At 41.4% G+C, this 15,458-nt stretch carries 17 protein-coding genes and 1 tRNA gene; 12 read left to right on the top strand and 6 right to left on the bottom strand.

Annotation, left to right across the window (positions count from 1 at the left end):
* Nucleotides 1-99 precede the first annotated feature (99 nt).
* The 3 genes from B5D77_RS24800 (at nt 100) to B5D77_RS24790 (ending at nt 2,426) form a co-directional block, all read left to right on the top strand.
* Nucleotides 100-630 carry a type IV pilin-like G/H family protein gene (locus B5D77_RS24800; RefSeq protein WP_106909866.1) on the top strand — a complete coding sequence of 177 codons (531 nt, stop codon included), beginning with the start codon at nt 100-102 and terminating at the stop codon, nt 628-630.
* A gap of 367 nt (nt 631-997) precedes the next feature.
* Nucleotides 998-1,504: a type IV pilin-like G/H family protein gene (locus tag B5D77_RS24795; protein ID WP_106909865.1), complete on the top strand. Its 507-nt coding sequence runs from the start codon at nt 998-1,000 to the stop codon at nt 1,502-1,504.
* A 136-nt stretch (nt 1,505-1,640) separates the two neighbouring features.
* Entirely contained in the window at nt 1,641-2,426 is a 786-nt protein-coding gene (locus B5D77_RS24790) for a hypothetical protein (RefSeq protein ID WP_106909864.1), read from the top strand.
* An 8-nt stretch (nt 2,427-2,434) separates the two neighbouring features.
* On the opposite strand, the gene B5D77_RS24785 is transcribed toward B5D77_RS24790, so the two are convergent.
* Nucleotides 2,435-2,887: a DUF29 domain-containing protein gene (locus B5D77_RS24785; protein WP_106909863.1), complete on the bottom strand. Its 453-nt coding sequence runs from the start codon at nt 2,885-2,887 to the stop codon at nt 2,435-2,437.
* Between the two features lie 161 nt (nt 2,888-3,048).
* On the opposite strand from B5D77_RS24785, the gene B5D77_RS24780 reads away from it, so the two are divergent.
* Entirely contained in the window at nt 3,049-3,984 is a 936-nt protein-coding gene (locus B5D77_RS24780) for an NAD-dependent epimerase/dehydratase family protein (protein ID WP_106909862.1), read from the top strand.
* A gap of 89 nt (nt 3,985-4,073) precedes the next feature.
* Here the strand turns inward: B5D77_RS24780 and B5D77_RS24775 are convergent, their stop codons facing one another.
* The gene (locus tag B5D77_RS24775) at nt 4,074-4,286 is read right to left on the bottom strand and encodes a DUF2839 domain-containing protein (protein ID WP_008200026.1); all 213 of its coding nucleotides are present in this window, start codon (nt 4,284-4,286) and stop codon (nt 4,074-4,076) included.
* Nucleotides 4,287-4,439: 153 nt separating this feature from the next.
* Between B5D77_RS24775 and B5D77_RS24770 the strand changes: the two genes are divergently transcribed.
* The 6 genes from B5D77_RS24770 to B5D77_RS24745 all read left to right on the top strand — a co-directional run bounded on the left by B5D77_RS24770 (nt 4,440) and on the right by B5D77_RS24745 (nt 11,176).
* Nucleotides 4,440-5,675: an LL-diaminopimelate aminotransferase gene (locus tag B5D77_RS24770; protein WP_106909861.1), complete on the top strand. Its 1,236-nt coding sequence runs from the start codon at nt 4,440-4,442 to the stop codon at nt 5,673-5,675.
* 92 nt (nt 5,676-5,767) lie between these two features.
* Nucleotides 5,768-6,601: a metallophosphoesterase gene (locus B5D77_RS24765; RefSeq protein ID WP_106909860.1), complete on the top strand. Its 834-nt coding sequence runs from the start codon at nt 5,768-5,770 to the stop codon at nt 6,599-6,601.
* A 103-nt stretch (nt 6,602-6,704) separates the two neighbouring features.
* Nucleotides 6,705-7,484: a pantothenate kinase gene (locus B5D77_RS24760; protein ID WP_106909859.1), complete on the top strand. Its 780-nt coding sequence runs from the start codon at nt 6,705-6,707 to the stop codon at nt 7,482-7,484.
* Nucleotides 7,485-7,554: 70 nt separating this feature from the next.
* Nucleotides 7,555-8,622: an NAD-dependent epimerase/dehydratase family protein gene (locus tag B5D77_RS24755; RefSeq protein WP_106909858.1), complete on the top strand. Its 1,068-nt coding sequence runs from the start codon at nt 7,555-7,557 to the stop codon at nt 8,620-8,622.
* Nucleotides 8,623-8,812: 190 nt separating this feature from the next.
* The gene (locus B5D77_RS24750) at nt 8,813-10,084 is read left to right on the top strand and encodes a glycosyltransferase (RefSeq protein ID WP_106909857.1); all 1,272 of its coding nucleotides are present in this window, start codon (nt 8,813-8,815) and stop codon (nt 10,082-10,084) included.
* A gap of 27 nt (nt 10,085-10,111) precedes the next feature.
* Entirely contained in the window at nt 10,112-11,176 is a 1,065-nt protein-coding gene (locus tag B5D77_RS24745) for an NAD-dependent epimerase/dehydratase family protein (protein WP_106909856.1), read from the top strand.
* A 28-nt stretch (nt 11,177-11,204) separates the two neighbouring features.
* Here B5D77_RS24745 and B5D77_RS24740 read toward each other — a convergent pair.
* Nucleotides 11,205-11,277 (bottom strand) — tRNA-Ala (locus B5D77_RS24740).
* 131 nt (nt 11,278-11,408) lie between these two features.
* Between B5D77_RS24740 and B5D77_RS24735 the strand changes: the two genes are divergently transcribed.
* Complete coding sequence (locus B5D77_RS24735; protein ID WP_008200011.1) at nt 11,409-11,960, top strand: acireductone dioxygenase; 552 nt, start codon at nt 11,409-11,411, stop codon at nt 11,958-11,960.
* Nucleotides 11,961-12,126: 166 nt separating this feature from the next.
* On the opposite strand, the gene petG is transcribed toward B5D77_RS24735, so the two are convergent.
* Nucleotides 12,127-12,243, bottom strand: a complete 117-nt coding sequence (gene petG, locus B5D77_RS24730; RefSeq protein ID WP_002738052.1) for a cytochrome b6-f complex subunit V — start codon at nt 12,241-12,243, stop codon at nt 12,127-12,129.
* A 458-nt stretch (nt 12,244-12,701) separates the two neighbouring features.
* On the opposite strand from petG, the gene B5D77_RS24720 reads away from it, so the two are divergent.
* Nucleotides 12,702-13,559, top strand: coding sequence for an IS5-like element ISMae4 family transposase (locus tag B5D77_RS24720; protein ID WP_106909955.1), 858 nt, complete (start codon nt 12,702-12,704; stop codon nt 13,557-13,559).
* Nucleotides 13,560-13,794: 235 nt separating this feature from the next.
* Here B5D77_RS24720 and B5D77_RS24715 read toward each other — a convergent pair whose 3' ends face one another.
* Both B5D77_RS24715 and B5D77_RS24710 read right to left on the bottom strand, forming a co-directional pair.
* Complete coding sequence (locus tag B5D77_RS24715; RefSeq protein WP_254053018.1) at nt 13,795-14,184, bottom strand: hypothetical protein; 390 nt, start codon at nt 14,182-14,184, stop codon at nt 13,795-13,797.
* Between the two features lie 75 nt (nt 14,185-14,259).
* Complete coding sequence (locus B5D77_RS24710; protein ID WP_106909855.1) at nt 14,260-15,396, bottom strand: metallophosphoesterase; 1,137 nt, start codon at nt 15,394-15,396, stop codon at nt 14,260-14,262.
* Nucleotides 15,397-15,458 lie beyond the last annotated feature (62 nt).

The following is a 15,458-nucleotide window of genomic DNA, read 5'->3' as shown; positions in this document are numbered from 1 at the left end:
CTTCCCCAAAAAAAATTTTTCCCAAGGGTGATAGGTTTTCTGAAACAGGTGGGTAAGTTGTTTATAGAGAACAAAAAACACTTACCAAAGGATATACCTATGAACTCCACCTTCAAATTCAAACTCCTCCAAGCTCTCAACAAAAAGAACCGTAACAAAGGTTTCACCCTCATTGAACTCCTAGTTGTTGTTATCATCATCGGTGTACTCGCCGCCATCGCTCTCCCCAACCTCCTCGGTCAGGTAGCCAAAGGCAGACAAGTGGAAGCTCGCACCAACCTCGCTGCCATTAACCGCGCTCAACAGGCTTTCCGCTTACAGAAGGCTACTTTTGGACAATTCTCCCTTACAGCTAATGACAACGACTTGCCCATATCTATACAACCTGAATACTACGACTATCCTGATACTGAGGCTGGTTTTGATGCCACACAAGCTGTAAACAATGCTACGGCTAAAACTGGTTTTAGCAACGATATTCGCGACTACTCTGCTGCAGTAGGTCAAACCGATGAGGGTGTTTTCAGTTCAATCATTTGTGAAGCAAATACACCTGCAGATACTGTCACGGCGACTGTAACTACAGGTACGGTGGATGATTGTCCAACCGACAGCACAGAAGTTAACTAGATATTCTTCCCAGATTGCTTAAAAGCTTTCTGGCATAATAACCAACAATTGATAATCTAGCGGAAGGTGGCAGGGAAATGTTTTCTCGGAAACCTTGCGCTTTTGATTTTTTGGGGAAGTGGGGAAGTGGGGAAGTGGGGAAGTGGGGAAGTGGGGAGAATAAATAAAACCAATCTCCTGTCTCCCGATAACTGATAACTGATAAGTAGGTGGGTGGAATTAAATATAAAATAAACGTAGGTTGGGTTGAAGCATGAAACCCAACGCCCGCATGGGTTACGCTACCGCTAACCCATCCTACAAATAATTGTGCCTACCTACTTAACTGATAACTGATAACTGATAACTGAATTGCCAGCGCCTAACTATGAAATACCTTCTTTTTTCAGCAATCAAATCACAGGAAAAAAAAGCGAGGGGTTTTACTCTAATAGAATTGTTAGTAGTGGTGATTTTATTGGGGGTTCTCGCTGCCATCAGTTTACCGAATCTCTTAGGACAAATCGCCAAGGGTAGGCAAGCAGAAGCGCGCGCAGCACTGGGATTAATCAATCGCGCCCAACAGGGTTATCGTTATGAAAAAGGGACTTTTGCTACTTTATCTGAACTAGCTCTGGAAGCTGCCACTATTTCCCTAACATTCTATGATATCAGCGAAGTGGGAACCCCCGATGCCTTTGGAGCGGCCTATCTAGCGAATGCTGTGACTGAATTTGATGACGATATTAAAAATTATGCTGGAGCGGCTGGACAAACGGCAGCTGGGGCCTATACCGGTATTGTTTGTGAGGATGAAACTCCTTTAGAAGATAATGTTTCTACCACGAATGACGCCGGTGTTCTTGATTGTGTTAATGGCGTTAAAATTAATTAAAATAAACCCAAAAATCTTTTATTTTTGTTGATAAGTAAATGGTTATAATTATGAAGGGCGTGATTTGTAGGTTAATTCATCGTAGGGTTAATTCATGAATTAACCCTACACTGATTATTGACTTTTATTTAAAGCTATGGTAGGCGCAAAAAAATCTCTCAATCTATCCTTACTTAAAACTCTGGGTTTAGTCGCCGTCATCGGTGGACTAATCATGGCTATTGTGGAAATGCAACAGGAAAAGGTGAAAACCTTGACCAAAGAAAAATTATTAGAGAGAAATTATCGTCAAGAGTCTCGTCTAGAAAATGCTCAGGTTCAGTTATTAAAAAATATACCAGCTTTTGGCTTTGACAATATGTTAGCCAATTGGTCAATGTTACAGTTTATACAATACTATGGCGATGGGGATGCTCGCCGGGAAACTGGTTACGGTTTAAGTCCCGATTTTATGGAAATTGTCACTAAAAATGACCCCAAATTTATCCGCGCCTATTTGATGATGTCCGTCGCTTCTTCTGTCAATGCCGGTAAACCGGAAAGAACCGTTGAGATTATGAATAAAGGTTTATCAAAACTAACTCCTGATGTCGCCGATGCCTATTTTATTTGGTTATATAAAGGAGTGGATGAACTATTATTTTTAGGTGATATTCCCGCAGCGAAAAAATCCTATCAAATGGCCGCCGATTGGGCGAAAATTGCTGGTAATGAATTTATCGAAAAATCCGCTAGGGGAACAGTGAAATTTTTAGAAACTAATCCCGATAGTCGCGCTCCTAGAGTCGGTGCTTGGATGTTAGTCTGGATAAATAGCCAAGATGAAGAAACCCGCAGGTTAGCTAAGGAAAATATCGAAAAGTTGGGCGGTAAATTGGTGATTAATAATAATCAAGTGATGGCAATTCCCCCCAAAGATTAGGATGTGACCTATTTTTCATCTTCCCAAAACTTATGATTTAATAAACCATCAATATCCTTAGAAAAAGGACAAACATCGGGAAAATTAGCATCATATTCAATTCGCATATTCTCCACCACTTCCTGATAACAATTGTCACAAATATCGGTTAAAAAACTGCATAAACTAGGGGAATCTTTAAGGATAGCTTTTAACTTAAATTGACAGCGTTTAATTGTTACTTCCCAACCTCGATAACATTCGGATAAAGGAAGATAACGCCGTTTTAAAGCCTGTTCAAATAATGTAATTAAACGGTTTTTGAGTTCCCTTTTGTCTCGTCTTCCCAAAGATTCCACCTCCTCGATCAAATTCTCCAAATCAACCTGAGATAAATCCCCAGATTTTAATTGCTTAACCGTCTTCTCTATCCACAAAGCAAAATCTTGATCATACAGATTTTTTACCTTGGCTAAAGTCATAATTTTGACCTCCTCTGTTGACTAATTAGGGTTTGCTGAAAAAGTTTTTCGTGGGGTGTGGGGTGTGACCCCCCCAACCCCCCCGACATCGGGGGGGCAGGGGGTGTGGGGTGATGGCTGAAAGAGTGATAATATAACCTTGATATCTATGCCATCATCTTATGAAAATTTTAATTATGGGTGGAACCCGATTTATCGGCGTTTCTCTGACTAAAGTGTTAGTAGAACAGGGTCATGAGGTAGTATTATTCAATCGTGGCAATAAACCCGCTCCGGTTGCTGGAGTACGACAGATACATGGCGATCGCACTGACCCAGCGCAACTGAAAGAAAAGCTTAAAAATGAGAGTTTTGAGGCAATTTTCGATAATAATGGCAGAGAATTAAGTGATACTCAGCCCCTCGTCGAGATTTTTGGCGACAGAATCAGGCATTTTGTCTATGTTAGCTCGGCGGGGGTTTATCTAAAATCCGACCAAATGCCCCATAAGGAAGGGGATAAACTAGACCCCAAAAGTCGCCACAAGGGAAAACACGAGACAGAAAACTATTTAAGCGAGATGGGTTTACCCTGGACTTCTATCCGTCCAGTCTATATCTACGGACCGGGTAACTATAATGACCTAGAAGCTTGGTTTTTTGACCGTTTGGTTCGTAATCGTCCTATTCCTATACCCGGTCATGGGGAACATTTTACCCAATTTGGTCACGTTGTCGATCTAGCTAAGGCCATGGCCGCAGTATTGGGTAATTCTCAGGCTATCGGTCAAGTGTATAATATTTCTGGCGATCGCTATGTAACTTTTAACGGTTTAGCAAAAGCTTGCGCGGCAGCCATGGGGAAAAATGCCGAGGAAATCGAGATTGTTAACTATAACCCCAAAAAATTTGACTTCGGCAAAAAGAAACCTTTCCCCCTGCGGGTTCAACATTTTTACGCTGATATTAATAAGGCCACCCGGGAGTTAAACTGGCAGCCCGAATATGATCTCGTCAGTGGTTTAACAGACTCCTTCCAGAATGATTATCTCGCTGCCGGTCGCGATCAGCAAGAAATAGACTTGGCGATCGATGACCAGATCTTGGCAAACCAATAAAATTAATTTTCTGGTGGGGAGTTTTTTACTGATAACTGATAACTGATAACTGATAACTGATAACTGATAACTGAGGCAGCCTTAACCAGTTATTGGACATCCCACCAACCGAAGGCCGGCCCGACAAAACGAATAACTAGCCAAACCCCGGCTAAAACTCCTATACCAATCCAGGCACCCCTAGTGGTTAACTTGTAAGCTTGGGATGCTTGACTTTTGGTAATCGGTAGCCAAGGCAGGATGTTTTCTTCCTGTCCATACTTATCACCCAGGGCCGATTGACGACGTTTTGATTCACCCATACTAATGTCAGTTATTAAGAGGTTTTTCTCTGATTGTATATCGAAAGACAACCGCCTACACCCAATCCTACTGCGTGCAGGGGGGCGATCAAAACTGACGGCCGATGACTGACTGTTATAAAATTAAAGGTTGCGACTGAAACGAGAATAATTATGGCAACCATTAACAGTAATTACTTAAAACTAAAAGCGGGTTATCTTTTCCCGGAAATTGCCCGACGAGTCCAAGCTTTTGCGGCAGCCAATCCTGATGCTAACATTATCCGTTTGGGGATTGGCGATGTCACCGAACCTTTGCCCCTAGCTTGTCGTGAGGCAATGATCAAAGCGGTGGAGGAAATGGGCGATCGCTCTAGCTTTAAGGGTTACGGGCCCGAACAGGGTTATGCTTGGTTAAGGGAGAAAATCGCCGTCCATGATTTTCAGGCTCGCGGTTGTGAGATAAGTGCCGATGAAATCTTTATTTCCGACGGTTCTAAGTGCGATACGGGCAATATTCTCGATATTTTTGGGGATAATAACTCGATCGCCGTAACTGACCCAGTATATCCCGTTTACGTTGATACTAACGTTATGGCTGGACACACGGGAGAGGTCAACGACCGCGGCGAATACGAGGGCTTGATTTATCTGCCAATTACCGCCGAAAATAACTTTACTGCCCAGATTCCGGCGGAAAAAGTCGATTTAATCTATCTCTGTTTTCCCAACAATCCCACCGGGGCCACGGCTACCAAAGAACACTTGACAGCTTGGGTTAATTATGCTAGGGCCAACGGATCGATTATCTTTTTTGATGCGGCCTATGAGGCCTTTATCACCGATGCCAGTTTACCCCATTCCATCTACGAAATCGAGGGGGCGCGGCAATGTGCGATCGAATTTCGCTCTTTTTCTAAAAATGCCGGTTTTACTGGGACCCGTTGCGCTTTAACCGTGGTTCCCCAAAGTCTGATGGCCAAAGCGGCCGACGGGACGGATGTGCAACTCTGGAAACTGTGGAATCGTCGGCAATCGACCAAATTTAACGGCGTTTCCTATATTGTCCAACGGGGGGCCGAAGCGGTTTATTCCCCGGAAGGAGAAGCACAAGTACAAGAACTTGTCAAGTTTTATTTACAAAATGCAACAATTATCCGAGAAAAATTAACCGCTGCCGGTTTAGAAGTCCATGGCGGCGTAAATGCGCCCTACGTTTGGGTAAAAACGCCCCAAGGTCTATCGAGTTGGGATTTCTTCGATAAACTGCTACATACCTGTAATGTGGTGGGAACTCCTGGATCTGGCTTTGGGGCCGCCGGAGAGGGTTATTTCCGGCTGTCGGCTTTTAATAGTCGTGCCAACGTCGAGGCCGCTATGGAAAGAATTATCAGTAAATTTCCAGGCTAATCGTTAAGAGAGGGATGTTTGCGGAAGCGTCCCCCAACATCCCCATCGGGAATTGATAGACTGTTGACATACTCACCGACAACGGCTCACCGATGCGACCCTTTTGGTTAGAATCCTTACAGGTAGAAAGATTAACGATCGCAATTGCCAGCTTACCGGCAGCGCTGCAAGGGATCAAGTTGGTGCAGTGGTCAGATCTGCACTGCGATGAACAGCATTTGCCTGAAGCTGTCCTGCAAGAAGCGATCGCCATTACTAATCAGGAAAAACCCGATCTGATCTTCCTGACGGGAGACTTTATCACCGATAGTCCCAGGCCAATTTTTACCCTGGTCGAGAGCATAAAAGCTCTCGAAAGTCAAGGGGGTATTTATGCTTGTTTAGGAAATCATGACAGTTATCCTCCCCACGCAAGGGAAACGGTCAGAGCAGCCTTAACTAGCGTGGGAATTCGGGTACTCTGGAATGAAATCGTCACACCCTACGGCGAAAATTTTCCCATCGTCGGATTGGCCGATTATTGGTCTGGGGAATTTTTTCCCCAAATTCTCGAGCAAATTGCTCCCGATATACCCAGACTTGTCCTTTCCCACAATCCCGATACAGCCATGGTTTTAAGGGATTGGCGCGTGGATTTGCAGTTATCCGGTCATACCCACGGAGGCCAAGTGACTATCCCGGGTATGGGTTCCCTACCGATAGTTTTAGAGAAACTTAGGCGATCGCTGCCCGACCCATATCGTCAATGGGTTCCCTTTCACCGGCAGTTTAGCAGAGTAGTCCGATACTGGCAATGGTCCGAGGGATTTCACCGAGTCGGGGAAAATCAATTATATGTGAATCGCGGCTTAGGAACCTATTTTCCCGGTCGTCTTTTTTGTCCCCCCGAAGTGACGGTAATTACGTTGATCAACAGCAGTCAGTAGTCAGGAGTCAGGAGCCGGTCGTCAGGAGATTATTTTTATTTATTCTCCCCATCACCCCACTTCCCCACTTCCCACTCCCCACTTCCCACTTCCCACTAAATAAATGACTGAGCAAGATACTGACTGGATAGGTTTGATGATCGGCAATTCTCGGCTACATTGGGGGTATTTTTGCGGTCAAACCCTGTTAGCTTGTCTCGATACTCCTCACCTGAGGGAACCCCTAAGTAATGAATTTTTGCAACAAATTTTCCCTAAACTCTTGACAAATAACTGTAACTGTGCATTGATTGTCGCCTCCGTGGTTCCTAACCAAAGAGAATTATGGGCAAATTATGGCAATTTACGGATAATTACTTTAAAAGATATTCCTTTACTGGATTTATATCCAACATTAGGCATCGATCGAGCTTTAGCTGTCTTAGGTGCGGGAAAAAAATACGGATTTCCCTGTTTAGTCATCGATGCGGGAACAGCCTTAACTTTTACGGGAGTGGATGGGGATAAAAAGCTAGTGGGGGGAGCAATTTTACCCGGGTTAAAGGTGCAATTAGCCAGTTTAAGGGAACGGACGGCAGCCTTACCAGAGGTGTCCTTACCGGAAAGATTACCGCAGATGTGGGCAAAAGAAACAGCAGAAGGGATAAGAAGTGGGATAATTTATACAATTTTGGCAGGAATAGAAAAATTCAGTCGGGAATGGTTAAATTTATATCCAGAGAGCAGGATAATTTTAACAGGGGGAGATGGGGACTTAATTAGGGATTACTGGCAAGAAAAGGCGATTAAATCACCCCTAGTGGATAAGACGATAATTTTTGAGGGAATTGCCGCAGTTAAAGGAATCTCCTCCTGTTTAATTGACAAAGGCGAACCTATCTAGTAAAGTCGGGGAAAGTTTTCTCAACTTGGGAAATTTCTGAACAACTAGGCAAAAAATTCAGGATATAGTTATGGCGATAGTTCTAGTAACCGGTTCTGCTGGTTTAATTGGTTCCGAATCAGTAAGATTTTTTTGTGATCGGGGTTATACTGTCGTCGGTATCGATAATAATATGCGTCAGGTATTTTTTGGCGAAGACGCTTCGACGGAGTGGAATCGAGCCAAATTATCCCAAGATTACGGGGATAAATACATTCACCATGCTGTAGATATTCGCGATCATGAAGCTATTTCAGCTATCTTTAAAACCTATAGTCATGATATATCCTTAATTATCCATACGGCGGCGCAACCTTCCCACGATTGGGCAGCTAAGGATCCCTATATGGATTTTAGTGTCAATGCTAACGGAACTTTAGTATTATTAGAAAATACTCGTCAACACTGTCCCCAAGCAGTATTTATTTTCTGTTCCACTAATAAAGTTTACGGGGATAGACCGAATGAATTGCCTTTAGTAGAAAAAGAATTACGTTGGGAAATCTCGGAAAATCATCCTTATTTTGCTCAAGGTATTGACGAGTTGATGAGTATTGATGCTTGTAAACATTCTTTGTTTGGTGCCTCGAAAGTGGCGGCGGATGTGTTGGTACAGGAATACGGGCGTTATTTTGAGATGAAAACTGCCTCTTTTCGTGGCGGTTGTTTAACCGGTCCAAGTCATTCGGGAACGCAATTACACGGGTTTTTATCCTACTTAATGAAATGTACGATGATTGGCAAAGAATACAGTATTTATGGGTATAAGGGTAAGCAGGTACGGGATAATATTCATAGTTACGATCTCGTCAATGCTTTCTATCATTTTTATCAGGCCCCGCGAGTAGCAGAAGTTTATAATATCGGTGGTAGTCGCTTTAGTAATTGTTCCATGTTAGAAGCTATTCAAGAATGTGAAGCAATTGCGGATAAAAAGTTAAACTGGCAGTATGTAGAGACTAATCGTATCGGTGATCATATCTGGTGGATTTCTGATGTGAGTAAGTTTAAAAATCATTATCCTGATTGGCAGTTAACCTACACGGTAACGGATATTCTCAAAGAGATTTTTAGTCAAAACGTTAGCCGTTGGACTTAGGGCAAATCAAGAATTATTTTGATCAGTTTTTATCTGCTAGTTTTCCCTCGTTACAAAAGTGATTTTTAGCCAAATATACTGGTAGTAATTGAGGGACTCTGTTAATTAGTTAACTAGAGGACATTAGTGATGTTATTAGTAGCAATGTTGACCCAAAAAAACTAAACCAGAGCATATTTAAGATACTATTATGTTAATTAAAATCTACAACAATAAAATTTTCCGATTTCTCATTGCTGGGGGAGTGGCATTTCTAATCAACTTATTCTTAATTTATTGGTTCATTGACGACTTGGGATTTAATACCCCATTTCTGAAAAATATTGCTAATGTTATTTCGATAGAAATATCTTTAATTGCTAGTTTTTTTATCTATAGAATCTGGGTGTGGACTGGGGGAGATTGGACAATTAGAGATGTAATTTTGATACAACTGCCTCTCTATCATCTCTCGGCAGGTTTAGCAGTTTTACTGCGAGTTTTTTTGATATTTCCCTTCTTAAACTGGTTAGGAATTAGCCCCGGAGTTAACATAATGATTGGGGTTTTAGTGGGAGCTAGTATTAATTATGTTGCCAGTGATAGCCTAATTTTTAAACCTAAGAATAAGACTAATGAGACAGAAATGTACTATCCCGAAGGATTAGCACCAGCTTTCGAGATGGACGGTTACTCTCACCCACGTCAATCAAGGGATAACTATGCAGTAAAAACCCTATCAATAATTATCCCTGCTTACAACGAAGAAGATTGCATCGAAAGCACAACTCACTTAATATCTGAACGTTTAGAAGAGGATAAAATTGATTATGAAATCCTAGTGGTTAATGACAATAGCAAAGATAACACCGAAGCAGTTCTGCAAAAAATCAACCAAGAAAATCCTCGGATTCGCTACATCAATAACTATTATCCCAACGGTTTTGGGTTTGCGGTGCGCTGTGGATTAGAAAATTTTAGCGGGGATGCAGTGGCAGTAGTAATGGCAGATAATTCCGACTCTCCCGATAACATGGTGGACTATTATTATAAACTGCAAGAAGGCTACGATTGCGTTTTTGGTTCTCGTTTTATCAAGGGAGGAAAAGTTATTGATTATCCCATACACAAGTTAATTGTTAATCGTTTGGCTAATCTCTTCATTCAAGTTTTATTTGGGCTAAAATTTAATGATACCACTAACGCCTTTAAAATCTATCGCAAGGAGGTTATCGAAGGAATCTCACCTCTACTATCTCACCATTTTAATTTAACAGTAGAGATGCCCTTAAAAGCAATCGTGCGAGGATATTCCTACACGACAATTCCCATCACTTGGCGCAATCGTACCACGGGGATTTCCAAGTTAAAACTCAAGGAAATGGGTAGCCGTTATTTATTTATAGTTCTCTCTATCTGGTTAGAAAAACACCTTTCTCGAGGCGACTATAAGCGCAAACAGAAAAAGAATCAAGTTGTTTGATAATTATCATCTAGAGGAGTATTTTTGATGACTAGGCAAGTGTTAATTACTGGTGGTGCGGGTTTTGTGGGTAGTTCCTTAGGTTTGGGATTAGCCCAACGTTATCCTGATTGGAAAATTATCGCCTTAGATAACTTAAAACGTCGCGGTTCTGAATTAAATATTCCCCGTCTCAAACAAGCAGGAATTGAATTTGTTCATGGAGATGTCAGAAATGCGGAAGACTTAGAAGCAGCCGCTTTGCCAGTGGATTTAATCCTAGAATGTTCGGCAGAACCTTCCGTTTTAGCTGGTTATACTTCCCCTGGCTATGTTTTGCAAACAAACTTAATTGGAACGATTAACTGTTTAGAATTAGCTAGACAAACCCAAGCAGATTTTATTTTTCTCTCCACCAGCAGAGTTTATCCCATTGCCTATCTTAATCAATTAAACTATACAGAAACAGATACTCGTTTTCAGTTATCTGAACAGCAAAATTTACCTGGGGTTTCTGCTTTTGGTATCAGTGAACAATTTCCCTTAGATTTGCCCCGTTCTCTCTACGGTTCCACTAAGTTAGCATCGGAATTGATTATTAATGAATATGGGGATGCCTACGGATTAAGAACTTTAATTAATCGCTGTGGAGTTTTAACTGGTCCTTGGCAAATGGGAAAAGTTGATCAGGGAGTTTTTGCCCTTTGGGTAGCTAATCATTACTTTCAGAAGTCCTTAAAATATATCGGTTATGGGGGTACAGGGAAACAGGTTAGAGATTTTCTTCATGTAGCTGATTTACTCGATTTAATCGATATTCAGATTGCTAATTTAGAACAATTCAATGGGCAGACTTTTAATGTGGGGGGTGGGCAAAATTTTTCCTTGTCCCTTTATGAAACCACAAAACTATGTCAAGAAATCACGGGCAATAGTATAATAATTGAGGCAATTCCCGAAAATCGCACCGGAGATATGCCAATTTTTATCACTGATTCTCGCAAAATCAGTTCTGTAACTGGATGGCAGCCTCAGCGAGATGGTAGAAAATTAATCCAAGATATTTTTGATTGGATTTATAATCATGAGAAGGAATTAAAAGGTATTTTCTAGTTGCTTTCTGGTTAATATCTCTGGAAAATGGAGAATAGGGAACTCGAATCCCTGACCTCTGCGGTGCGATCGCAGCGCTCTACCAACTGAGCTAATTCCCCATATATAGACCATAATAGCATTTTTGAGCAGAAAATCCTAGGAACTGGCAAGAGATCGAGGGGCAAAAAATCGAGCGGCTTCTCTCTGGAAAACTTTAAAATGGAAAAAGTAATCTTGAGGATGATCACTAATGGCGATACTACGCTTAGAGAATGGGACAACCTATACCCAGTTAGCCGATATTAGTCTGGAATTGGCCAAATTAAATGTTACTTTAAACTATTGGCCGATCGAAAACGAAGCCACCCGTCAGCTACTTAAGCAAGCTTCTCTGACTGACGAGGAAAAAGAAATAGTTTTAACCAGCTTAGACGGTTATTTTGAGCAACTAAAGCAAGAAGCGGGTTATCAATCCAGAGATTTAATCGTTTTACACCCCGACCTTGCCAATCTCGACACTTTACTGGCCAAATTCGAGCGCTGTCACACCCACGCTGACGATGAGGTGCGTTATATCATTGATGGGGAGGGGGTTTTTGGCTTTGTTTTTCCCGATGGTTCTCAGGGGGAATTAACTATTCAACCTCAAGAATATATCAATGTTCCCGCCCATAGCGAACACTGGTTTCACCTCACTGCCAGTAAACGAGTTAAAGCAGTGCGTTACTTCACCAGTACCGCCGGATGGGTTCCCGAATATACGGAAACCGTCATTCGTTTTCCTAGTTTAACAGCCGTCTAGCCTTTGGTTTCAGGCGAGTGCTTTCCCAAGACAGATAAGTTTTGCAGGGATGGCAACGCCGGCAGCCACAATCTGTTAAGCGGCAAATTTGTCCTGTTGAAAATCTCCCGTCTAGTGCCTAGCTTGACGGGAGATTGTCTCAATTCGGGGGATTGGCGTGATAGATTTAGTCTAAGCCGAATTGATTGCCCCGTTTGTACTGTAAATAGGCGGCAACGAACAAACCCGCTAGGGTAATGGGAATTAAGCCTAGGACAATCCCTAGCACTAAAGGTTCAATCACGTCTGTACTCCTTGGATTAGCAATTTTTCACCCGTATTTTATCCTAGCAGGGGTTGCCCGCGAAAGATAGGGCGATCGCACATACTTCTTAAATAGGGTTTGCTGAACAAGTTTTTCGTGGGGTGTGGGGGTAGTGGGGAATTTAGCTGAAATTTCCCTAAATCCCCATCTCTCTAAATCCTATCTCCCGACTCCCCAAAAGGAAAACTTCACTATTAAGATAACTGCTCTACTCTAGGAGCGATCGAGAAAAAATTTTCTCAATTTGCCTTTACCCCAATAGCGATCGATTTCTTGCCAGAGATTGTGGAGACAAAAAACCACTGCTAGACAGAAGACCTCTTGCATAATTTTTTTATGGTACAATATAAGGTTTTGCTTTTTTCTCAATTCTTAGATTGAAGTGGAAAAAAGAATAAAATGTGATCTTAGGTCAGGAAATCATCTATAATTTTGCTATGTTTATTAGCAAAATTATGGATTATCAAAACTTATCAGATGAACAATTCAAACGCCGTTTCGGTGTGTATAAACAAACATATAGAAAGATGGTAGAATCAGTAAAAAGTGTTGAAGCCGACTCTAATTCACCATCTAAAAGGGGACCGAAACCTAAACTATCTATAGAAGAACAAGTTTTAGTAACGTTAGAATATTGGCGAGAATATAGAACATATTTTCACATTGGTACAAGCTGGGAACTATCAGAATCAACTATATGTCGGATTGTAAATAAGACGGAAAAAATGCTTTTACAATCGGGAAACTTCCGTTTAAAAGGAAAAAAAGCTTTACTCAATCAAGCAGAGATACCGGTCATAACGGTAATGGATGTAACGGAAACTCCCATTGAACGCCCCCAAAAGAAACAGAAAGATTTTTTTTCGGGTAAAAGAGGTTATCATACTTTAAAATCCCAATTAGTAGCTGATCAAAATACAGAGGAAATTATCTGTGTCTTTTGTGGGAAAGGCAGAGGTCATGATTTTAGTTTATTTAAAAAAAGTCGAGTTCGTTTTCATCCTTTAACTACCAGCATAGAAGACAGTGGTTATCAGGGAATAGCTGCATACCATAGTAATAGTTATACACCGAAAAAGAAACCGAAAAATAGAAAATTAACAGAGTTAGAAAAAGAGTATAACAAGGCTTTAGCCAAAGAAAGGATTATCATTGAACATATAAATAGGAAACTCAAAACCTTTAAAATCTTATCCTGTAAATATCGGAATCGTCGTCGAAGATATAGTTTAAGAGTTAACTTGTTGGCGGCTATTTATAACTGTGAGTTAGGGATAGGTATAGCAGCTTCTTAAAAGTTGCCTAAAGATTAATCAAGTCAAGGAGAATTTATTCTCAATTATAAAAATTGAGATAGTTTGTGCTGCTTAAATAAAGAGGTTTTGATAACCAAATTAAAGCAGCTCTAAAGAGTTTTGAGTTAAAAGTTAAACTTCAAGTTTTCATTCAGGACGAATGTACTGATTAACTAATTTTTTGGGGAAAATTAGTTAACCCATCATTATAACATATAATTAATTTGCAAGAGTTCTAGAGAGTAACCGCAAGGATTTGAGAGAAACTTTCCCTTTGCCAAAATTTGGCCATTGCCTCCGAAATCACCCGCGTTACCCGATAAGCTTCCAGAAAACCCTCGATCGAGCCGAGAATCAGTGCTGCTAGGGTATAAACAAAGGTTCGATATAGAACACTAACGTAACGGGGACGATTTTCTAACCATTCTAGCTTCATGGCTGCGTCGAGAATGGCCACGGTTTTTGCCGCAAGGATCGCTCCTAAGATCGCTTTACCCAAAACGTAGGTGGTAATCGAATACTCTTCCAGAAATAATTTCATGATCAGAAGAATATAACCGAAAGCCAAGAAAAAAAAGAGGGCAAGAGAACCGATTTTTTTTAATTCCTTTTTAAGTGCTTCCATTGATTTTTTTGATATTTTCTGCCAAGATAGCGGCCGCGTACCATAACTATAGCTATAGTTAATTATTGGTTGCAGCTATTCTCTCATCTCTACCAGCAAGTTTGAGCGCTGATAACTGAACTGATGCTTGAAACTAATTACGGCTTGATTGTCGATAAAATGAGGATTACCGAGGGAATCGATGGCACTGAAAGCGTAGAAATAACGGCGTACTAGGGGGGGAAAATCGCTAAAATCGAAGATTGTGTCACCTTGGGCCACATCTGCCCAAAAATTGCGTAATTTTGGGGCTAATTCCTCCGCTAGACTCATGGGAAGATTGAGGGGATGGCAGGTTAATAAACGCATCATAAAAGGATAAGAGCGATCGCCTAACCATTGCCGAGAAATAGCGGGTAAATTCTCCCATCCGGGTATATTTTGCAGATGAAAAGATTCTATGGCTAATTCTCCCGTGTTTTCGCAATATTCTAGCACCCGGTAGGGATGGGGATAACTGACGAGGGAACCGGTGGTAATTTCATAGATACCTCTGGCAAAAGCCAGATCCTGCACATGGAGATGGCCAGTAATCAACAATTTTACGCCGTTTTCCTCTAGTATATCGAGCAGTTCTCCCGCATTAGCCAACATATAGCGTTTACCTAATTCATGATTGCTTTGTCCGGGTAAATGCTCGATAACGTTATGATGGATCATCACCATCACTAGATCGTTTTTTAGCGATGGTAAAGTCTGTTTTAACCAATGCAATTGTTCTGCATCTAAACTGCCAATTTGTCCACCTTGCTCATCGAATTGATTAGAATTAAGACCGATTAATTGCACTCCGGGTAAAATTTCTTTTTGGTAGTATATTTGTTCGGGATGGCTGTAACCAAATTGTTGATAATAAAAGGGAAAATCTCCTAAACCGATCTGGTTTTCCGTCGCGGTTAAACTCAAAACATCATGATTACCCGGCACCACATAGACGGGGAAGGGTAAAGTGGCTAAACAATCGGCTAACCAACGATGATTTTCTGGTTCACCATCTTGGGTTAAATCGCCAGCAATCAGCAGAAAATCAAGGTTAAGGGTGATGAGATGGTCTAAAACAATTTTTAAAGCGGGAATACTCACTTCCACCAGATGAAAGCGATTAGAATGGTTCAAAATGGTTGTGGGTAAAGCGATATGAGGATCGCTGAGAATGGCGAAACGGAAATTCATCGCATTCAATTGGGCTAAATATCGGTAAACTAGATCGATCGAGGAGAAATGAGGAGAAAATA

Origin of the sequence: Microcystis sp. MC19 (genome assembly GCF_003019735.1) — a bacterium.
Classification (GTDB): domain Bacteria; phylum Cyanobacteriota; class Cyanobacteriia; order Cyanobacteriales; family Microcystaceae; genus Microcystis.
Note: the sequence above shows the minus strand (reverse complement) of the source record. Positions and strands in the feature narration are given on the sequence as shown.